General features: G+C 62.6%; 18 protein-coding genes and 1 pseudogene. 14 read left to right on the forward strand and 5 right to left on the reverse strand.

The window, feature by feature from the left end; genetic code table 11:
• Positions 1-277 precede the first annotated feature (277 nt).
• The 6 genes from trpE to ABIE53_RS18010 all read left to right on the forward strand — a co-directional run bounded on the left by trpE (position 278) and on the right by ABIE53_RS18010 (position 5901).
• Positions 278-1771: an anthranilate synthase component I gene (trpE, locus tag ABIE53_RS17985; RefSeq protein ID WP_006052782.1), complete on the forward strand. Its 1494-nt coding sequence runs from the start codon at positions 278-280 to the stop codon at positions 1769-1771.
• A gap of 13 nt (positions 1772-1784) precedes the next feature.
• The gene (locus tag ABIE53_RS17990; protein WP_006052781.1) at positions 1785-2378 is read left to right on the forward strand and encodes an aminodeoxychorismate/anthranilate synthase component II; all 594 of its coding nucleotides are present in this window, start codon (positions 1785-1787) and stop codon (positions 2376-2378) included.
• A gap of 17 nt (positions 2379-2395) precedes the next feature.
• Positions 2396-3427, forward strand: a complete 1032-nt coding sequence (gene trpD, locus ABIE53_RS17995) for an anthranilate phosphoribosyltransferase (RefSeq protein WP_044022011.1) — start codon at positions 2396-2398, stop codon at positions 3425-3427.
• Positions 3428-3470: 43 nt separating this feature from the next.
• Complete coding sequence (gene trpC, locus ABIE53_RS18000) at positions 3471-4268, forward strand: indole-3-glycerol phosphate synthase TrpC (RefSeq protein ID WP_006052779.1); 798 nt, start codon at positions 3471-3473, stop codon at positions 4266-4268.
• Between the two features lie 51 nt (positions 4269-4319).
• On the forward strand, positions 4320-4946 hold the full coding sequence (locus ABIE53_RS18005) for a CYTH domain-containing protein (protein ID WP_192700440.1): 627 nt from the start codon (positions 4320-4322) through the stop codon (positions 4944-4946).
• Between the two features lie 100 nt (positions 4947-5046).
• Positions 5047-5901, forward strand: a complete 855-nt coding sequence (locus ABIE53_RS18010; protein WP_006052777.1) for a uracil-DNA glycosylase — start codon at positions 5047-5049, stop codon at positions 5899-5901.
• A gap of 180 nt (positions 5902-6081) precedes the next feature.
• Here ABIE53_RS18010 and ABIE53_RS18015 read toward each other — a convergent pair whose 3' ends face one another.
• The 4 genes from ABIE53_RS18015 to ABIE53_RS18030 form a co-directional block, all read right to left on the reverse strand.
• Positions 6082-6678 (reverse strand): FMN-dependent NADH-azoreductase, encoded by a 597-nt coding sequence (locus tag ABIE53_RS18015; protein WP_006052776.1) that lies wholly within the window; start codon positions 6676-6678, stop codon positions 6082-6084.
• A 153-nt stretch (positions 6679-6831) separates the two neighbouring features.
• Positions 6832-8622 (reverse strand): M61 family metallopeptidase, encoded by a 1791-nt coding sequence (locus ABIE53_RS18020; RefSeq protein ID WP_053858786.1) that lies wholly within the window; start codon positions 8620-8622, stop codon positions 6832-6834.
• Positions 8623-8716: 94 nt separating this feature from the next.
• Positions 8717-9442, reverse strand: coding sequence for a DsbC family protein (locus tag ABIE53_RS18025; protein ID WP_006052774.1), 726 nt, complete (start codon positions 9440-9442; stop codon positions 8717-8719).
• Positions 9443-9617: 175 nt separating this feature from the next.
• Positions 9618-10790: a UbiH/UbiF family hydroxylase gene (locus ABIE53_RS18030; RefSeq protein WP_029971305.1), complete on the reverse strand. Its 1173-nt coding sequence runs from the start codon at positions 10788-10790 to the stop codon at positions 9618-9620.
• A gap of 269 nt (positions 10791-11059) precedes the next feature.
• Between ABIE53_RS18030 and ychF the strand changes: the two genes are divergently transcribed.
• The 8 genes and pseudogenes from ychF to ABIE53_RS18070 all read left to right on the forward strand — a co-directional run bounded on the left by ychF (position 11060) and on the right by ABIE53_RS18070 (position 20377).
• A complete protein-coding gene (gene ychF, locus ABIE53_RS18035; RefSeq protein WP_006052772.1) occupies positions 11060-12154 on the forward strand; it encodes a redox-regulated ATPase YchF in 1095 nt (364 codons plus the stop codon).
• A gap of 224 nt (positions 12155-12378) precedes the next feature.
• Positions 12379-13714, forward strand: a pseudogene (gene ugpB, locus ABIE53_RS18040) (sn-glycerol-3-phosphate ABC transporter substrate-binding protein UgpB).
• A 75-nt stretch (positions 13715-13789) separates the two neighbouring features.
• Positions 13790-14674 (forward strand): sn-glycerol-3-phosphate ABC transporter permease UgpA, encoded by an 885-nt coding sequence (ugpA, locus tag ABIE53_RS18045; protein WP_006052770.1) that lies wholly within the window; start codon positions 13790-13792, stop codon positions 14672-14674.
• Entirely contained in the window at positions 14671-15516 is an 846-nt protein-coding gene (ugpE, locus tag ABIE53_RS18050; protein WP_029971302.1) for a sn-glycerol-3-phosphate ABC transporter permease UgpE, read from the forward strand. Before ugpA ends, ugpE begins: the two co-directional genes overlap by 4 nt.
• A gap of 76 nt (positions 15517-15592) precedes the next feature.
• Positions 15593-16681, forward strand: a complete 1089-nt coding sequence (locus ABIE53_RS18055; RefSeq protein WP_107710959.1) for a sn-glycerol-3-phosphate import ATP-binding protein UgpC — start codon at positions 15593-15595, stop codon at positions 16679-16681.
• A 51-nt stretch (positions 16682-16732) separates the two neighbouring features.
• Positions 16733-17035, forward strand: a complete 303-nt coding sequence (locus ABIE53_RS18060) for a DUF3761 domain-containing protein (protein WP_006052767.1) — start codon at positions 16733-16735, stop codon at positions 17033-17035.
• Between the two features lie 217 nt (positions 17036-17252).
• The gene (gene ettA, locus ABIE53_RS18065; RefSeq protein WP_006052766.1) at positions 17253-18920 is read left to right on the forward strand and encodes an energy-dependent translational throttle protein EttA; all 1668 of its coding nucleotides are present in this window, start codon (positions 17253-17255) and stop codon (positions 18918-18920) included.
• A gap of 332 nt (positions 18921-19252) precedes the next feature.
• A complete protein-coding gene (locus ABIE53_RS18070; RefSeq protein WP_029971301.1) occupies positions 19253-20377 on the forward strand; it encodes a DUF748 domain-containing protein in 1125 nt (374 codons plus the stop codon).
• Positions 20378-20453: 76 nt separating this feature from the next.
• Here ABIE53_RS18070 and ABIE53_RS18075 read toward each other — a convergent pair whose 3' ends face one another.
• Entirely contained in the window at positions 20454-21077 is a 624-nt protein-coding gene (locus tag ABIE53_RS18075; protein WP_107710958.1) for an HAD family hydrolase, read from the reverse strand.
• Positions 21078-21103: the final 26 nt, after the last annotated feature.

Here is a 21103-nt window from a genome sequence, read left to right on the forward strand (position 1 = left end):
AACCTCGCCTGAGGTACGCTGAAGCTCGTCTTCGGCAACCGTTTTTTACTTCGCTGCGCTCACGCGTTTTTCCATCGTCTCGTTTCGCTGCATCGCCTGATTCGGCCCGCGTGTACTTGCAAAGTACAACTGCGCGCCGGAACTCCGTGCTTGCGTCGATGGGAAAATCGCGCCGGTCGGTTCATCATCGTCAATGTCGAATGAACGCCTGACCGGCTGCGCATGCCCCGCTTTGTCCGACGCACGCTGCCGCCGGACCTACGAACAGGATCGGAACATGACCGAACTCGAATTCCAGTCCCTCGCCAACGAGGGCTTCAACCGCATTCCGCTGATCGCCGAGGCGCTCGCCGATCTCGAAACGCCGCTCTCGCTGTATCTGAAACTGGCGCAGACCGAGCGCAACGGCGCTAACTCGTTCCTGCTGGAATCCGTAGTGGGCGGCGAGCGCTTCGGGCGCTATTCGTTCATCGGTCTGCCGGCGCGCACGTTGTTGCGCACTCGCAATGGCGTGTCGGAAGTCGTGCGCGACGGCAAGGTCGTCGAAACGCACGAAGGCGATCCGCTCGAGTTCATCCAGCAATTCCAGGGCCGTTTCAAGGTCGCGCAGCGTCCGGGTTTGCCGCGTTTCGCGGGCGGTCTCGCCGGTTATTTCGGCTACGACGCGGTGCGTTACATCGAGAAAAAGCTCGCGCACACCGCACCAAAAGACGATCTGAATCTGCCGGACATTCAGTTGCTTCTGACAGAAGAAGTCGCTGTGATCGACAACCTCGCGGGCAAGCTGTACCTCGTGATCTACGCCGATCCGACGCAACCCGAGGCATACACGAAAGCAAAGCAGCGTCTGCGCGAATTGCGCCAGCGTTTGCGCTCGACCGTCGAGCCGCCGGTCACGTCGGCGAGCGTGCGCACCGAGACGTATCGCGAGTTCGCTAAAGACGACTACCTCGCAGCCGTACGCAAGGCGAAGGAATACATTGCCGCAGGCGAACTGATGCAGGTGCAGGTCGGCCAGCGTCTGACGAAGCCGTATCGCGACAATCCGCTGTCGCTGTATCGCGCGCTGCGGTCGCTGAATCCGTCGCCGTACATGTACTACTACAACTTCGGCGAGTTTCATGTGGTCGGTGCATCGCCGGAAATTCTGGTGCGCCAGGAAAAGCGCGGCGAAGATCGTATCGTGACGATTCGGCCGCTCGCCGGCACGCGTCCGCGCGGCAACACGCCCGAACGCGACGCCGAACTCGCGACCGAACTGCTGAACGACCCGAAGGAAATTGCCGAGCACGTGATGCTGATCGACCTCGCGCGCAACGACGTGGGCCGCATCGCGCAGATCGGCTCGGTGATCGTGACCGACAAGATGGTCATCGAAAAGTACTCGCATGTGCAGCACATCGTGAGTTCGGTGGAAGGCAAGCTCAAGCCCGGCACGACCAATTTCGACGTGCTGCGCGCCACCTTCCCGGCCGGCACGCTGTCGGGCGCGCCGAAAGTTCGCGCGATGGAACTGATCGACGAACTCGAACCGGTGAAGCGCGGCCTGTACGGCGGCGCCGTGGGCTACCTGTCGTTCACCGGCGAAATGGATCTCGCCATCACGATCCGCACCGGCGTGATCGCGAACGGCAATCTGTATGTGCAGGCCGCAGCGGGTGTCGTCGCGGATTCGGTGCCCGAATCCGAATGGCAAGAGACCGAGAACAAGGCGCGCGCCGTGTTGCGCGCGGCCGAACAGGTTCAAGACGGCCTCGATAGCGACTTCTGACCGGAGACACACCATGCTGCTCATGATCGACAACTACGACTCGTTCACCTACAACCTGGTGCAGTACTTCGGCGAACTCGGCGAAGACGTCCGCACCTATCGGAACGACGAAATCACACTCGACGAAATCGCGAAGCTCAACCCCGAGCGCATCTGCCTGTCGCCCGGCCCGAGCAATCCGCAACACGCGGGCATCACGCTCGACGTGCTGCGCGAGTTCTCCGGCAAGACGCCGATTCTCGGCGTGTGCCTCGGCCATCAGGCGATTGGCGAAGCATTCGGCGGACGCGTGGTGCGCGCGCAAACCATCATGCACGGCAAGGTCAGCACGATCGAAACCGACTGCAAAGGCGTATTCGCCGACCTGCCGAAGCATTTCGTCGTGACGCGCTATCACTCGCTCGCGATCGAACGCGAGTCGCTGCCCGATTGCCTCGAAGTGTCCGCGTGGACCGACGACGGCGAGATCATGGGCGTGCGTCACAAGGAGCTTGCCGTCGAAGGCGTGCAGTTCCATCCGGAATCGATCCTGTCGGAACACGGTCACGCATTGCTCGAAAACTTCGTGAAGCAGTCGAAAGCGAAGACGGCCCAACGCACCGCCTGATGAAGCGAGACAACATCATGACCATCACGCCGCAGGAAGCGCTGCAACGAACCATCGAGCACCGCGAGATTTTCCACGACGAAATGCTGCATTTGATGCGGCTCATCATGCGCGGCGAGCTGTCGCCCGTGATGTCGGCCGCGATCATCACCGGCTTGCGCGTCAAAAAAGAGACCATCGGCGAAATCACCGCAGCCGCGACGGTGATGCGTGAATTTGCCCGGCACGTCGAGGTGCAGGACAACTCGAACTTCGTCGATATCGTCGGCACCGGCGGCGACGGTTCGCACACCTTCAACATTTCCACGGCGACCATGTTCGTGTCGGCGGCGGCGGGCGCGAAAGTCGCGAAGCACGGCAATCGCGGCGTGTCGAGCAAGTCGGGCAGCGCAGACGTGCTCGAAGCGCTCGGCGTGAATATCGACTTGCAGCCGGAACAAGTGGCGGCGTCGATTGCCGAAACCGGCATGGGCTTCATGTTCGCGCCGAATCATCACCCGGCGATGAAGAACATCGCGCCGGTGCGCCGCGAACTCGGCGTGCGGACCATCTTCAACATTCTCGGTCCGTTGACGAACCCGGCCAGCGCGCCGAATCAACTGATGGGCGTATTTCATGCGGACCTCGTCGGCATTCAGGTTCGCGTGATGCAGCGCCTCGGCGCAAAGCATGTGCTCGTGGTGTACGGTATGGACGGCATGGACGAAGTCTCGCTCGGCGCAGCAACGCAAGTCGGCGAGTTGCGCGACGGCGAAGTGCACGAGTACGAGATTCATCCGGAAGACTTCGGCATGCAGATGGTGTCGAACCGCACGCTGAAAGTGGCGGATGCCGCTGAGTCGAAAGCGATGCTGCTCGAGGCGCTCGACAACAAGCCGGGCGTCGCGCGCGAGATCGTCACGCTGAACGCGGGCACGGCGCTCTATTCGGCGAATGTGGCGTCGTCGATTGCGGACGGTATTCAGCTTGCGCGCGAAGCCATTGCAAGCGGCAAGGCGCGCGCGAAAGTCGACGAACTGATTCGCTTCACGCAGCAATTCAAGCACTGAATTCAAGCACTGATCACGCAGCAACCAACGTAACGAGACACTTATGAGCGACATCCTCGACCGCATCATCGCGGTCAAACGCGAAGAAGTCCGCGCGGCCGAACAAAGCGCGCCGCTGGAAGAATTGCGCCTCGAAGCGTCGTCGCGCGATCTTCGCGATTTCGTCGGCGCATTGCGTGCGAAGCATGCGGCGGGTCTCGCCGCGGTGATCGCGGAAGTGAAGAAAGCGAGCCCGTCGAAAGGCGTGTTGCGCGAAGACTTCGTGCCGGCGCAAATCGCGCGTTCGTATGAAAAGCATGGCGCGGCTTGCCTGTCCGTGCTGACCGACGTGCAGTTCTTCCAGGGCAGCGTCGCGTACCTCGAGCAGGCGCGCGCCGCCTGTCAGTTGCCGGTGCTGCGCAAGGATTTCATCGTCGATCCGTATCAGATCGTCGAGGCACGCGCGATGGGCGCCGACGCGATCCTGCTGATCGCCGCCGCGCTCGACACTTCGGAGATGCAGGATCTCGAAGCGCTGGCGCAATCGCTCGGTCTTGCAGTGTTGGTCGAAGTACACGACGACAAAGAGTTGACGCAGGCGCTCACGCTGAAAACGCCGCTGATCGGCATCAACAATCGCAACTTGCGCACGTTCGAGACGTCGATCGAAACGACAATCGGCATGCTCGACGCGATTCCCGACGACCGCATCGTCGTGACGGAATCGGGCATTTTGTCGCGTGCCGATGTCGAACGGCTACGTGCGGTGGACGTGAACACGTTCCTCGTCGGCGAGGCGTTCATGCGCGCCGCCGAACCGGGCGTGGAGCTTGCGCGCATGTTCTTTCCAGGCGCGGCGTGACGACGACGCGTCGCGTTTAACGGCATCTGGCGGAACATAGCGGAGCAGATCATGGGCATGGAACGCGAAATCAAGTTGCTGCTGCCGGTGGCGCAAGTCGAGGCGGCGTCGGCGTGGTTCGTCGCGCGCACCGGCGACGAAGGCCGCGCGATCAAGCTGTCGAATATTTATTTCGACACGCCGCAACTTGCGCTCGCAGCGTCGGAGAGCGCGCTGCGTTTGCGTCACACGCCCGACGGCTGGCTGCAAACCTTCAAGACGGTGGGCAACGCGAGCAATGGTTTGCATAGCCGTCACGAATGGGAAATGCCGGTCGCGGGCGAAGCGCTTGAAATCGATGCGCTGCTGCTTGAGTGCGACGAGCCGGCCGCTGCCGAAGCGCTGCGCGAAGCGGCGCCGCGGTTGATCGAACTGTTTCGCACGGATTTCACGCGCACGCTGTGGAATGTGAGCGTCGACGGTTCGCAAGTGGAAGCCGCGATCGATCAAGGCAACGTGCTCGCCGAAGTGAACAGCGAACTGCGCCGCGCGCCGATTTCGGAGATCGAGCTCGAACTGAAATCCGGCGACGAAGCCGCGCTGCATGCGCTTTCTGTCGAGCTCGGCAAGCAGGTTGCGGGGCTTGCGCCGGAAAATGTGAGCAAGGCGCAGCGCGGGTATCAGTTGCGGGCGGGGTGAGGGGTTGAATACGTCGCCGGCCAAGCGGGCCTTGACGTAGCCAACGCTGGCATCCGCCTCAACTTGAGTCACACCGCATTTGCTGCGACACTTCTGCGCCATGACTTCCTCATCCCGTACCCGCTCGACGCCATCGCAGGCCTCGCTATTCGGCGACGCTGCCGCGCCCGCGAGCGACACATCCGGCGCAACCGAAACGCCATCGCCGTCGTCATCGCAGCAACACGCCCACGGCACGCTCACGCTCGAAGCGCAGTTCGCCGCATTGCCGGCTGCCTGGCGCGCGCACCTGAAGCCCTTCATCGAAAGCGATGCCTACGCGCCGCTTTGCCGTTTCGTCGACGGTGAGCGCGCCGCCGGTAAAACCGTCTATCCCACCGACGTCTTCCGCGCGTTGCGTCTCACGAGTCCCGATGATGTGAAGGTCGTCATCCTCGGCCAGGACCCGTATCACGGCGAAGATCGCGGCACGCCGCAAGCGCATGGGCTCGCGTTTTCAGTGGCGCCGAATGTGCGCACGCCGCCGTCGCTGCGCAACATCTTCAAGGAAATCGCGACGAGCCTCGGCCACGAGCCGCCGCGCCACGGTTGCCTCGACACCTGGGCGAAGCAAGGCGTGCTGCTGCTGAACACCGTGCTGACGGTGGAGCGTAATTCGGCGGCGAGCCACGCGAAGCGCGGCTGGGAAAAATGCACCGATACGCTGATTCACGAACTGGCCATGCGCCACGAGCATCTCGTGTTCATGCTGTGGGGCGCGCACGCGCAAGCGAAGCGCGCGCTGTTCGGCGGCAAATCGCATTACGTGCTGGAGGCGCCGCATCCTTCGCCGTTGTCGGCGCATCGCGGTTTTCTCGGCTGCGGGCATTTCGCGAAGGCCAACGAGTATCTCGTGCAGCACGGCCGCACACCGATCGACTGGCGTTTGCCCGATCAGGCGCAGATGCTGGCGTAGGCGCGGCTTCGGGCTTCGGGCTTCGGCATCACCGTCGCTCCCGCGCTCCCACGCCGCCCAAAACAAAAACGCCACGTGGCTCACACCCCGTGGCGTTCCCAATTGCATCGAGAAACCAGGCGCCGCAGTCAAGCGGCGTCACCAGCCCCGAACAGTCGGCCCGAAGCCGACATCTCAACCTCAAGCAACAGCGATCGCTTCGCGCGCGGCGGCCAGCGCGGCGCTCGCTGCGTCCGGGCCCATGTTCAGGCCTTCGGCGTAGATGAAGTTCACGTCGGTCATGCCGAGGAAGCCGAGGAAGCTCTTCAGATACGGGGTCTGGCTGTCGTTCGGCGTGCCGACATACTTGCCGCCGCGAGCCGACACGACGTAGACCTTCTTGCCCGTCACCAGACCTTGCGGACCGTTTGCGGTATAGCTGAACGTGATGCCGGCGCGCGCGATGAAGTCGAAGTACGTCTTCAGTTGCGACGAGATGCCGAAGTTGTACATCGGCGCACCGATCACGACGATGTCGGCGGCTTGCAGTTCAGCGATCAGCGCTTCGCTGCGGGCGGCGATGGCGGCTTGCTCGGCGGTCCGCTGGTCGGCCGGCGTGAAGAACGCGCCGAGGACAGCGTCGTCCAGGTGCGGCAGCGGTTCGGCTTGCAGGTTGCGGACGACGACTTGCGCGCCCGGATTCGACTGTTGCAGCTTTTCGGTCAGTTCGTTGACGAGCAACGTGGAATTCGCGCCTTGCGAGCGGGCTGCCGAGTTGATTTGCAGGATCGTGGTCATGGTGACTCCAGTAGTGGGCGCGCAGTTTTGCGCGAGTGGAGTCATTGTGTTTTTTTACCGACTGCGGAAAAAGCCATCCCGCGGCGACGGATTGTTGCACTGGTAGAACAATCCGCCGCTGAGCACGTCAATTAAACCGGGCGACAATTACAATCAGCTTGCGAGCCAGCGTTCGCGCGCCTTGCGGGCAGCGGGCCGCTTGTCGGTGGCGGCGAGCTTGTAGCGCGACACTTCCGGCCCGTCCAGCTTGAGTTGCGCGGTGCGCAGCTCGTCGCGGCGAAACGCGTGCACTTCGACCTTCGCGCCCGGCTGATAGCGCGCGAGCAGCGCGTCCAGATTCGTGCCCGTCACGCGCAGGCCGTCGAGCGCGATCAGCACGTCGCCGGCCGAGAGCCCGGCTTTCTGCGCTGCGCTGCCTTCGTGGACCGCGGCCAGCGTGCAATCGGCGCCGCCGCGCACACGCGCGCCGAGCGACGGCTTGCCGTTCTTGTCAGGCTCCGGCGCGATCGTCACACCGAACGGTTCGAGCAACGTCTCCAGCGGCAGATCGCGCGTGCCGTGCACGGCTTGCGCGAACAGCTCACCGAGTTGCACACCGGTCGCCTCGGCGATGAGCGCCTCGACTTCGCCCTCCTCCACGCCAACCGGCTTGCCGCGATAGAAGTCGCGGCCAAAGCGCTGCCACAGCAGACGCATCACATCATCGAGCGACTTGCGATGACCGGTTTGCGCGCGAATCGCCAGGTCGAAGGAAAGCGCGACGAGCGAGCCCTTTGTGTAATAGCTGACGATCGCGTTCGGCGCGTTCTCGTCCTGCCGATAGTATTTGACCCACGCGTCGAACGAGCTTTCGGCGACGGTCTGCTTCGTGCGCCCGCTGCCGCGCTGCACGCCGCCGATCACCTTGCCGAGCATGCCGAAGTAATCGTCGGCGGAAATCAGGCCGCTGCGCACGAGAATCAGGTCGTCGTAGTAAGAGGTGAAGCCTTCGAACAGCCACAGCAGCGACGTGTAGTTTTCGACGGATAGGTCATAGGGCGCGAACACCGCCGGCTTGATGCGCTTCACGTTCCACGTGTGGAAATATTCGTGGCTGCACAGGCCGAGGTAAGTCCGATAGCCTTCGGTGAGCGCATCGCGGCCCTGCACCGGCAGATCGCCGCGATTGCAGATGAGCGCCGTCGACGCGCGATGTTCGAGCCCGCCATAACCGTCGGTGACGGCTTGCGTCATGAACACATAGCGATCCACCGGCGCTTTTTTCGACTTCGGCTCGAACAGCGCGATCTGCGCTTCGCAGATGCGCTTCAGGTCCGCGCAAAGCCGCGCCATGTCGAGCGCGATCACGCGCCCGGCGATCACGACGTCGTGCGGCACGCCGTGGGCGTTGAATGTCGCAAGCTCGAATTCGCCGAGCGTCACGGGATGGTCGATCAGTTCATCGTAGTTCTGCGCGCGATATTCGCCGAAGCCGTAGCGCTTGGTGCCACGCGCTTCCGGCAGCGCGGTCGCGACGCGCCAGCCGCGATACGCCGCGCCCTGCGGCTTCTGAATGTCGACGACGCACTGCGCGTCCTCGTGACCGAGCGGGGCCAGGAACACGCTTGTGCCGTTGAAAAAACCCGTCGTGTCGTCCAGATGCGCGGCGCGCACCGACAAATCCCACGCATAGACCTCGTAGCGCAGCGTCAGCGCACCCTTCACCGGCGCGGCCTGCCACGTGTGCTTGTCGGTTTTCTCGACACGCACCTTGCGGCCCGCGTCGTTGAAAGCGCGCAGCGTGACGATGTTGCGCGCGAACTCGCGGACCATGTAGCTGCCCGGAATCCACACCGGCAGCATGAAACGCTGGCCGGCCGGATCGGGATCGGCGACGGTCACGGTGACTTCGAACAGATGGGCGGCGGGCTGCTTGGGAACGATGGTGTAGCGGATCGGCTTCATCGGCGGCGAGTGGATTTTTCTGTGTGATTGTTTGGGAGCTTGATGCGAAAGGAGGCGCCTCTCGCGCCTCCTTTGTCAGGTGTGAGCCGCGTGCTCAGTGCACCGCGGCCATTTCCTTGTCGAGCCGGTCGGCCGGCACGGCGCCGGGCAGGCGGCGGCCGTCGGCGAGGAACACGGTCGGCGTGCCTTCCACGTTCATCGCGTGGCCGAGCGCGAGATTCTTGTCGATCGCGGCGGTGTCGCAGGTGCCGGCGGCGGTGGGCGCCTGATGGTTCTGCATCCACGATTCCCATGCCTTCGCGCGGTCCGCCGAACACCAGATCGACTTCGACTTGGCGGTCGAATCCGGCGACAAAACCGGGTACAGGAAGGTGTAGACGGTCACGTTGTCGATCGACTTCAGCGTGGTTTCGAGCTGCTTGCAGTACGGGCAGTTCGGATCGGAGAACACGGCGATCTTGCGCGCGCCGTTGCCCTTCACCACTTTGACCGCGTTCGCAAACGGAAGGCTCGCGAAGTCGATGCGATTCGTTTCCGACAGACGCGCGTCCGTCAGATTCTTGCGCGTCTTCGTATCGACCATGTCGCCGAGCAGCACATAGTCGCCGTTGGCGTCGCTATAGACGATCTGGCTGCCGAGGTTCACTTCGTAAAGGCCGGCAATCGGCGACTTCGTCACGCTCTTGATCGTCACGTCGGCAAGACGCGTTTGCAGCGTGGCCTTGAGTTTGTCGGTGGTCTGGTCGGCCTGCGCGGAGCAGCCGATCGTGACGGCGGCAATCGCGAGCACGGCAGCCGCCATGCGGAAGGTTTTTTTCATGCTGAATTCCTGGTTCAATCGTGCGCATTGGGCACGAGTTGGCGTTTTGCGAGGTTGCCGGTTTGACGCGAACCGCCTCTGTGCGTTCATGATACCCGTGTCATCGGCCGCAAATGCCGCGCGGTATTTCAACGGGCGTTTTCGCGCGCATCTTGAAGGGAGTTCGGCGGCCGCTTCAGCCAAGCGCCGCCGACACCAGCCAGCGCTTGATGAACGGCTGCGCGCCGACGAAAGCCATGCCGCTATTGCGCACGATCTTCGCCAACGGTCCGGGCACCGAGAAGAGTTTTTGCAGGCCGTCGGTGGCGATCATCAGCGCCCGAATGTCTTCGCGGCGCGCGCGTTCGTAGCGCCGCAGCAGCACCATGTCGCCGAGATCGCGGAACGACTCCTTGCCTGCGACCGTATCGGCCAGCGCCGCGACGTCGCGCAGACCGAGGTTCATGCCCTGGCCCGCGAGCGGATGGATCAGATGCGCGGCGTCGCCGACCAGCGCCACGCGCGGCGCGACGAGGCGGTCCACGGTCTGCAGCGCGAGCGGAAAACCCTGCGCGGGCGTCACGCAATCGAGTCCGCCGAGCTGGCCGCCCGTCACGCGCTCCACTTCGGCGGCGAGTTGCGCGGGATCGAGCGCGATCAGTTGCTCGGCGTGCTCGGTGCGCGCCGACCAGACGAGCGACACGTGGCCGTCCGGCATAGGCAGCAGCGCGATGATTTCGCCGTCTTTAAACCATTGGAACGCGGTTTCGCCGTGCGGCTTTTCCGCCTTGAAATTGGCGACGACGCCCGTCTGCCGATAGTCGCGCCGGTTCATCTTCGAGCCGATCTGCGCGCGCACCCACGAATGCGCGCCGTCCGCTCCGACGACGAGATCCGCCACCAGCACGTTGCCGTTCGCGAGACCGACGCTTGCGCTTTCGGCGGTGAAATCGAGCGCCTGGGCGCGGCTGTCGATCCACGTGAGATTCGGCTGAAAGCGCAACGCCGCGTCGAGCGCGCGCTCGATCACCGACGACTCCACGATCCACGCCAGTTGCGGCACCGACGCCTGAAACGCGGAGAAATGCAGCTCCGCGTGAGCGTCGCCATAGACCCGCATGTCGTAGACGGGGCCAAGCCGCGACAGATCGAGCGCCTGCCACACGCGCAAACGCTCGAGCAGCGCCTGCGAACTGGACGACAACGCGTACACCCGCGAGTCGAACGAAGCGCCGGCGGCCAGCGGCGCGCAGGCTTGCGCGAGCAGCGCGACGCGCAGTCCGCCTTGCGTGAGCGCGAGCGCGGCGGTCTTGCCGACCAGCCCGCCGCCGATCACCGCGGCATCGAAAGTCTGATGGTGTGCGTTCATCCGCGCATTATAGCCGTGGGGGTTGTGGGGGACGGACCGGGCGCGCAGCTTCCTGAAGCCACGTCAAGGAGCCGGTGGGACGGGTTACAAGACGGGTTACAATTACGCTTTCCGTGACAAAACCGCCCAGAACCGTCGAGCCAACGCCCGCTCTGGTGTCGTGTCCCGCTCCGCTGCGTTTTTCTTGCCGGCCCAAGCCGAAGGCTCACGAATCCTGCAATACGGCGTCGAGCGCATCACGCAATTTACTGAATCACTGAAGGATTTCCATGAGCCTCAAATGCGGCATCGTCGGCTTGCCTAACGTCGGCAAGTCCACTCTGTTCAATGCGCTGACCAAGGCGGGCATCGCCGCCGAAAACTATCCGTTCTGCACGATCGAGCCGAACGTCGGCATCGTGGAAGTGCCGGACGCGCGCCTGAAGGCGCTCGCGGAAATCGTCAAGCCCGAGCGCATCCTTCCGGCGGTCGTGGAATTCGTCGACATCGCCGGTCTGGTGGCGGGCGCAAGCAAGGGCGAAGGTCTCGGCAACCAGTTCCTCGCCAACATCCGCGAAACGGACGCGATCACGCACGTCGTGCGCTGCTTCGAAGACGAGAACGTGATTCACGTCGCGAACAAGATCGATCCGCTGTCGGACATCGAAGTCATCAACACCGAACTCGCGCTGGCCGACCTGGCAACGGTTGAAAAAGCGCTCGCGCGTTATTCGAAGGCCGCCAAGTCGGGCAACGACAAGGAAGCCATCAAGAACGCCGCCGTGCTGGAAAAGGTGCGCGCTCAACTGGATCAGGCCAAGCCCGTGCGCGCGCTCGATCTGTCGGACGAAGAGAAGGCGACGCTTAAGCCGTTCTGCCTGATCACCGCGAAACCGACCATGTATGTGGCGAACGTCAAGGAAGACGGCTTCCAGAATAATCCGCATCTGGACGCGGTCGCGAAGTTCGCGGCGTCGGAAAATGCGCCGGTCGTCGCGGTGTGCGCAGCAATCGAAGCGGAAATCGCCGACCTCGACGAAGCCGACATGGAAGTGTTCCTCGCCGACATGGGCATGGAAGAGCCGGGCCTGAACCGCGTGATTCGCGCGGGCTTCAAGCTACTCGGCCTGCAAACCTACTTCACCGCAGGCGTGAAGGAAGTGCGCGCGTGGACCATTCATGTCGGCGATACCGCGCCGCAAGCCGCGGGCGCGATTCACACCGACTTCGAGCGCGGCTTTATTCGCGCGCAGACCATTTCGTTTAACGACTACATCACCTATAAGGGCGAGCAAGGCGCGAAAGAAGCCGGCAAGATGCGCGCGGAAGGCAAGGAATATGTGGTGCACGACGGGGATGTGATGAACTTCCTGTTCAACGTGTAAAGGCCTTTAAAGCCGCAATATTCGCAGCACCGCCTGGCGGCTCACGCCGGCGTTTTGAAAAGCCCGCCTCGCGCGGGCTTTTTGCATTAGAGAACCCAGCTATTCCAGTTTCCTCACAGCCGATGTTAAATTGCGGCATCCGCCGGCCGACGCCGGACTGTCATCGAACACAAATAGAATCGCGCGATTCGCATTCGCGCACCTTCCGATGAGGAGACAAATCGATGAGTTTCAAGCCGCTGTTCCGTTCGCTTTCCGTCGCCGCTGTACTGAGTGTGGGCACCGTCGGCATGAGCCAGACGGCCCAGGCCGCCACTGAAATCCAGTTCTGGCACGCCATGGAAGCCGCGTTGGGCGAACGTCTGAACGACATCGCCAACGCGTTCAACGCGTCGCAGTCGGACTACAAGATCGTGCCGGTGTTCAAGGGCACTTACGACCAGACGCTCGCGGCCGGCATCGCCGCTTATCGCAGCGGCAACGCGCCGTCCATCCTGCAAGTGTACGAAGTCGGCACCGCGACGATGATGCAGGCTAAGAAAGCCGTCGTGCCCGTCTCGGACGTGTTCAAGCAAGCCGGCGTGCCGCTCGACGAAAAGGCGTTTGTGCCGACCATCGCAAGCTATTACAGCGACGCGAAAACGGGCCATCTGATTTCGATGCCCTTCAATAGCTCGACGCCCGTCCTCTATTACAACAAGGACGCGTTCAAGAAAGCCGGTCTCGATCCGAACCAGCCGCCGAAAACCTGGGCCGAGCTCCAGGCCGACGCGCAGAAGCTGAAAGCGTCGGGCATGGCGTGCGGCTATTCGTCGGGCTGGCAAAGCTGGATTCAGTTGGAGAACTACAGCGCGTGGCACGGCGCGCCGTTCGCATCAAAGAACAACGGTTTTGACGGCGCCGATGCGCAACTCGAATTCAACAAGCCGCTGCAGGTCGCGCACATCCGGTTCCTGCAGAGCATGCAGAAAGACGGCACGTTCACGTACGTTGGCCGCAAGGACGAACCGATCTCGAAGTTCTATAGCGGCGACTGCGGCATCATCACGAACTCGTCGGGCTCGCTTGCCACGATCAAGAAGTACGCGAAGTTCAACTTCGGCACCGGCATGATGCCTTACGACGCGAACGTGAAGGGCGCGCCGCAGAACGCGATTATCGGCGGAGCGAGCTTGTGGGTGCTGGCGGGCAAGGACCCGGCCGTCTACAAAGGCGTGGCGAAATTCCTGTCGTATCTGAGCTCGCCCGAAGTCGCCGCGAAGTGGCATCAGGACACCGGCTATTTGCCGGTCACGACCGCCGCGTATCAGTTGACGCAGCAACAGGGCTTCTACGAGAAGAACCCCGGCAGCGATACGGCGATCAAGCAGATGCTCAACAAGCCGCCGCTGCCGTACACGAAGGGCTTGCGCCTTGGCAATATGCCGCAGATCCGCACGATCATCGACGAAGAGCTCGAGCAGGTGTGGGGTGAAAAAGAAGACGCCGCAACAGGCGCTCGACTCGGCGGTCTCGCGCGGCGACGAACTGCTGCGGCGTTTCGAGAAAGCGGGCAGTTAATTCCCGCGTCGGCATCGTCGGTTCCGGCGCACTCGCGCCGGAACCCGCTTGCAGCAAAACTCTTGAGATTCCTCGATGGAAAAGCGCTCCCGCTTCGGCACCAGCCTGCTGCCCTATCTGCTCGTCGCGCCGCAACTCGCGATCACGGCGCTCTTCTTTCTGTGGCCCGCCGGCGAAGCGCTGTGGCAATCCACGCAAAGTCAGGACGCGTTCGGCACGTCGAGCGAATTCGTCGGGCTCGCGAATTTCAAGCAGCTCTTCGCCGATCCGCTGTATCTGTCGTCGTTCAACACGACGATTATTTTCTGCGCGCTCGTCACCGTATCGGGCCTCGTGATTTCGCTGCTGCTCGCGGTCTGCGCGGACCGCGTGACGCGCGGCGCAAAGGCGTATCAGACGCTGCTCATCTGGCCGTATGCGGTCGCGCCGGCCATCGCCGCCGTGCTGTGGTCGTTTCTGTTCAACCCGAGCATCGGCCTCGTGACGTTCGCGCTCGCGAAGCAAGGCATTGTGTGGAATCACGCTTTGAACGCGGGACAAGCGATGTTTCTTGTCGTGCTTGCGTCGGTGTGGAAGCAGGTCAGCTATAACTTCCTGTTTTTCTACGCGGGCTTGCAGGCGATTCCGCGCTCGCTGATCGAAGCCGCCGCCATCGACGGCGCCGGTCCCGTGCGGCGCTTCTTCGGCATCGCCCTGCCGCTGCTGTCGCCGACGAGCTTCTTCCTGCTCGTCATCAACATCACCTACGCGTTCTTCGACACCTTTCCGGTGATCGATGCAGCGACGGGCGGCGGCCCCGCTCAATCGACGCGCACGCTGATCTACAAGATTTTCGCCGAAGGTTTCCAGGGACTCGACATCGGCAGCTCGGGCGCGCAATCCGTCGTGCTGATGGTGATCGTCGTCGCGTTGACGGTCGTGCAATTCCGCTTCATCGAACGCAGGGTTCAATACTCATGATCGAGAACCGCCGCGGTTTCGACCTCTTTTGCCACGCGGTGCTGATACTCGGCGTCGTGCTGGTCGTGTTTCCGGTGTACGTCGCGTTCTGCGCGGCGACCATGAACGAACAGCAGATCTTCACCGTGCCGCTGTCGCTGGTGCCGAGCTCGCATCTGTTCGACAACATCGCGACCGTGTGGGCGCACGGCAGCGGCAACGCGGCAGCGCCGTTCGGCCGCATGCTGTTCAACAGCCTCGTGATGGCGCTCGCCATTTCGATCGGCAAGATCGCCGTGTCGATGATCTCCGCGTATGCGATCGTGTTCTTCCGCTTTCCGTTTCGCAACCTGTCGTTCTGGCTCATCTTCATCACGCTGATGCTGCCGGTCGAAGTGCGTATCTTCCCGACCGTGCAAGTCGTGTCGTCGATGAATCTGAGCAATACGTATAGCGGTTTGACGTTGCCGCTGATTGCGTCCGCAACGGCCACGTTCCTGTTTCGCCAGTTCTTCATGACGCTGCCCGACGAGTTGATGGAAGCGGCGCGCATCGACGGCGCGGGTGCGATGCGTTTCTTCTGGGACGTCGTGTTGCCGCTGTCGAAAACGAACATGGCGGCGCTCTTCGTCATCACGTTTATTTACGGCTGGAACCAGTATTTGTGGCCGATTCTGATCACGAGCCAGCAGTCGCTGACAACCGCCGTCGTCGGTATCAAGAGCATGATTGCTTCGGGCGACACGGCCACCGAATGGCATCTCGTGATGACGGCCACGCTGCTCGCGATGCTGCCGCCGCTCGCCGTCGTGCTGACCATGCAGCGCTGGTTCGTGCGCGGTCTCGTGGATGCCGAGAAATGATCCGCGCGGCGCAAACCGCGCACGAGGCAAGCACGCACGAATGACAAAAGACACGCAAACGAAGGGCTAAAACCGCATGGCTGCATTGACACTGCAAGGCGTTAAAAAAACCTACGACGGCAAACAGTTCGTGTTGCACGGCATCGACGTCGATGTGAACGACGGCGAATTCGTCGTCATGGTCGGGCCGTCCGGTTGCGGCAAATCGACGTTGCTGCGGATGGTCGCAGGACTCGAGCGCATCTCCGAGGGCAGCATTTCGATCGCCGGCAAAGTGGTGAACGAACTGGAGCCGAAGGACCGCAACATCGCGATGGTGTTTCAGAACTACGCGCTCTATCCGCATATGAGCGTGGCCGAAAACATGGGCTATGCGCTGAAGATCGCGGGCGTCGAGCGGGCGCAGATCGCGCAGCGCGTGAACGCCGCCGCGCAGATTCTCGAACTGGAAGCGCTGTTGCAGCGCAAGCCGCGCGAACTGTCGGGCGGGCAGCGTCAGCGCGTGGCAATGGGCCGCGCGATCGTGCGAGAACCGGCCGTGTTTCTCTTCGACGAACCGTTGTCGAATCTCGACGCGCGTCTGCGCGTGCAAATGCGGCTCGAGATTCAGCGTCTGCATGCGCGGCTCTCTACGACGAGCCTGTACGTCACGCACGATCAGATCGAAGCGATGACGCTCGCGCAACGCGTGATCGTGATGAACAAGGGCCACGCCGAGCAGATCGGCGCACCGACCGAAGTTTACGAACGGCCGGCGACGGTGTTCGTCGCGGGCTTCATCGGGTCGCCGGGAATGAATCTGCTGCAAGGCCGTGTGTCCGACGACGGCTCCACGTTCGACATCGCCGGCAACGGGCCGCAACTGCCGCTCACGGGCGTGGCGTCGATTGGCGGCGAAGTCGCCAAGGGGCGCGAATACACGCTAGGTATTCGTCCGGAGCACATGAGTCCGGGGCAAGCGGATGCGCCGCACGCAACGCTCACCGTCGATTCATGCGAGTTGCTCGGTGCCGACAATCTCGCGCACGGACGATGGGGCAAGCATGACGTGACCGTGCGTTTGCCGCACGCGCATCGGCCCGCGGCTGGCGAGGCATTGCAGGTCGCGTTGCCCGCGCGTCATCTGCATTTCTTCGATTCGACGAGTGGCCGGCGGGTGAACTAAGTTGAGCGCCTCATAACAATACTCACAACTACAAGAACGATCTCTAACGCCATGCAAGGTATTGGTCTTAGAACCGCCCGTGGCGCATCGGTTGCGCTGTTGCTGACGCTATCGTTGAGCATCTCGCCGGCATTCGCGTACGTCGCGCCAGGCACAACGCCCGACGAAGCCGACCTCAGCAATCACAACACCTACACGAATCGCGACGGCAACACGGTACACGCGCCGGCCCGCTCACTCTCAGGCAAGGCGCCCGACGGCGCGACCGCCCGCTGCCGCGACGGCACCTACAGCTTCAGCCGGCACCACAGCGGCACCTGCTCGCGGCACGGCGGCGTAGCAAGCTGGCTGTGATTTCACCGCCGCTGCGCGCGAACTGACACAAGCCGCAAGCCGCGCTACCGCCCGCACTCCCCTGCCGAAGTACAATGCGATTTGCACCCGGCGTGCTCGCGTCGTTGCGCTGACAGCGTGTTCGACGCCGCCCCGGCACACACCGATTACCGATCCACCCACGGCTGCCCGCCCGAACGCGGCCGGCGTCGTCAACGTCTATCAAGCACACAAGCAAATGGCCCAATACGTCTTCACCATGAACCGGGTTGGCAAGATCGTGCCGCCCAAGCGTCAAATCCTGAAAGACATCTCGCTGTCGTTTTTCCCCGGCGCGAAGATCGGCCTGCTCGGCCTGAACGGCTCGGGCAAGTCGACGCTGATCCGCATCATGGCCGGTGTGGACAAGGACATCGAAGGCGAAGCGACGCCGATGCCGAATCTGAACATCGGCTATCTGCCGCAGGAGCCGCAGCTCGATCCGAACAAGACGGTGCGCGAAACCGTCGAAGAAGGTCTCGGCGACGTGTTCAACGCGCAGAAGAAGCTCGATGAAATTTACGCGGCCTACGCGGAACCGGACGCGGACTTCGACGCGCTCGCCGCCGAGCAGGCGAAGTACGAAGCGATTCTCGCGACCACCGACGGCGGCAGCGCCGAACAGCAGATCGAGATCGCCGCCGACGCGCTGCGTCTGCCGGCCTGGGACGCGAAAATCGAACATCTGTCGGGCGGCGAAAAGCGCCGCGTCGCGCTGTGCAAGCTGCTGCTCGAAAAGCCCGACATGCTGCTGCTCGACGAGCCGACCAACCACCTCGACGCGGAATCGGTCGATTGGCTCGAACAGTTCCTCACGCGCTTTCCGGGCACCGTCGTCGCGGTCACGCACGATCGCTACTTCCTCGATAACGCGGCCGAGTGGATTCTCGAACTCGACCGCGGCCACGGCATTCCGTGGAAGGGCAACTACAGCAGTTGGCTCGATCAGAAGGAAGAGCGCCTGAAGCAGGAAGAAGCGTCGGAATCCGCGCGTCAGAAGGCGATCAAGAAAGAACTGGAATGGGTGCGCCAGAATCCGAAGGGCCGTCAGGCGAAGTCGAAGGCGCGTATTGCGCGCTTCGAGGAACTGAACAGCCAGGACTATCAGAAGCGCAATGAAACGCAGGAAATCTTCATTCCGGTCGGCGACCGCCTCGGCAATGAAGTGATCGAGTTCAAGAACGTCAGCAAGTCGTATGGCGACCGTCTGCTGCTCGACAACGTGAGCTTCAAGGTGCCGGCGGGCGCGATTGTCGGCATCATCGGTCCGAACGGCGCGGGTAAGTCCACGCTGTTTCGCATGCTGACTGGCCGCGAACAACCGGATTCGGGCGAGATCGTCATGGGGCCGACGGTGAAGCTCGCTTACGTCGACCAGAGCCGCGACGCGCTCGATTCGACGAAGACTGTGTTCGAAGAGATTTCCGGCGGCGCCGATGTGCTGACGGTCGGCAAGTACGAGACGCCGTCGCGTGCCTACATTGGCCGCTTCAACTTCAAGGGCGGCGATCAGCAGAAGACGGTCGGCAATCTGTCGGGCGGCGAGCGCGGCCGTCTGCATCTCGCGAAGACGTTGATTGCGGGCGGCAATGTGCTGCTGCTCGATGAACCGTCGAACGATCTCGACGTCGAAACGCTGCGCGCGCTCGAAGACGCATTGCTCGAATTCGCCGGCTCGGTGATGGTGATTTCGCACGACCGCTGGTTCCTCGACCGGATCGCGACGCACATTCTCGCGTTCGAAGGCGATTCGCAAATCACGTTCTTCGACGGTAATTACCAGGAGTATGAAGCGGACAAGCGCGCACGCCTGGGTGAAGAAGCGGCGCGTCCGAAGCGTCTGCGGTATAAGCCGATCACGCGTTAAGGTTCACGCGGCGTTAAAGGTACACGGCGTTAAAGGTTCACCGCGTCAGAAGCTGCGCGAAAAGCGGTCTGCTCGTCGGAAGACGAGTGGGCCGCGTTCGGGCGCAGTTATCCCCTCAGCTTTGCAAACGGTCAGCGTGCGCCGTACGCTCAGCCGTTCTTCGCAGCAACTCCCTACCCTCCTTCGATACCCTTCACCTACGCCAGACATCGGCGACATGCGACACGGCACACGCATTGCTCCGTTGCGCGTGCTATATGTCGTCCGCGCGACTTGTATTGGCTGGCGCGCGTTATCGGGAACAAAACCGTTGCGGTGACGAGGGAACAAGCATGGCAATGTCGAAGAGCCAACGCTGGATCGCTGCCGCGAGCAGCGTGCTGGTCGTGCTCGTCGTTATTGCATTCGGCCTGCTGCAATACGCGCAGCGCGAAGTGAAAGCGCGCGTGGTCGCGGCGCTCGGTCCGCTTGGCAGCGCGCAAAGCATCGACGTCGGCTTGACCTCCGTGCATCTCAGCAACGTTCTGTTGAAGCCGCCGCCTGGCTGGCCCGCCGGCGATCCGTTGAGAGCGGACGAGATCATCCTGACGCCGGACATCCGCGATCTACTCCAGCACCGCATGCATATCCGCAGCGTGACGGTGCGCGGTTTCGACATGGCGGTGCTGCGCACGCAAAACGGCACGATCCGTCTGCTGCCGAATCTGCGTCAATCGGTCAACAGCACTAACGACGACGCAGGTGCCGCATCAGCGAGTTCGATGCCGCGCGACAAGCAGGTCGATCACATCAGTTTCGAGCAGGGCCGCTTTCATTTCTACGACATGACGGTCGGCTCGCCCGCTTACAAGGTGACGGTGAGCGACGCGAACGCGACCGTCGACAACATTCGTCTGCCCGCGCTCACGGAGCCGACCAACGTCAATGTCAGAGGCTCGATCAAAGGGCCGTCGCACACCGGCACGGTGACGTTCAGCGGCTGGATCAAAATCGCCAGCAAGGATTCGCAGACGACCAGCACACTGCGCGGCGTCGACGTCGTCATGCTCGATCCGTATCTCGTGAAGAAAGCCGGCGCGAAGGCGCAAGTGACAAGCGGCACGATCGACATGAGCATCGAGTCGTCGGTGCGCAATTATCAGTTGCACGCGCCCGGCACGATCACGGTTCATCAGTTGCAACTTGCGGACACCGGCAATCCGCTCGACACATTCATGTCCATTCCGACGAAGGCCGCGGTTGCCGCTTTGAAGGCGCACAACGGCGACATCACGCTGCACTTCGTGCTCGACGGCAATTTACGCGACCCGAAATTCTCGGTGCAGGAAGGGCTGACGACGCGCATCGCCGCCGGCTTCGCGAAAGCGCTGGGCGTCAGCGTGGAAGGCGTGGCGAAAGGCGCGGGCGAAACGGTAAAAGGCCTGGGAAATGCGTTGAAGAATTTGCTGGGGCAGTGAGCGGATCAAACCGCGTGGCGAACACGGCGCGCAAGCGGATGCGCCCAAGCGCTCTGCGTTTGCCACGCGCGTCTAGTCAAACCGGCAACCCCAGTTCGCGCAGCCTCGCTTCGGTCTGCGCGGCGCTGACGTGATGCACGCCGTACCAGCCGAGCGCCGTAGCGGCTGCGGCGTTCTTCGGGTTGTCGTCGATAAAGACGAGTTCGGACGGTTCGATGGCCGGCATTTGCGCGTGAATCCGCTCTAGCATGGCCGCGAAGATGGCCGGATCGGGCTTCACCAGACCTACCCGCCCCGACACGATGATGTCGCGAAAGCGCCGCAGCACCGGGTAGTTTTCCCACGCATAAGGAAAGGTCTCGGCCGACCAGTTCGTCAGGCCGAAGAGCGGCACCTCGGCGGCCTCGAGCTTTTCCATGATCGCGACGCCGTCGTCCAGCACGCCGGCCACCATTTCGTGCCAGCGCTCGTAAAACGCGCGGATCAGCGCTTCGTGGTCGGGGAAGCGCGTGATGAGTTCGGCCGTTGCCTCGGCGATCGGCTGGCCGCCGTCCTGGCGAACCACCCAATCCATCGAGCACACGTGAGTCAGAAACCAGCGGCGCTCGGCTTCGTCTGGAATCAGTTGCCGATACAGGTACTCGGGATTCCAGTCGATCAGCACGCCGCCGAAATCGAACACCACTGCCTTGATGGCCATGCGCTCTCCGTGGCTATGCTTCGTTA

Origin of the sequence: Paraburkholderia sp. OAS925, from assembly GCF_040543975.1 — a bacterium.
GTDB lineage: Bacteria > Pseudomonadota > Gammaproteobacteria > Burkholderiales > Burkholderiaceae > Paraburkholderia > Paraburkholderia graminis.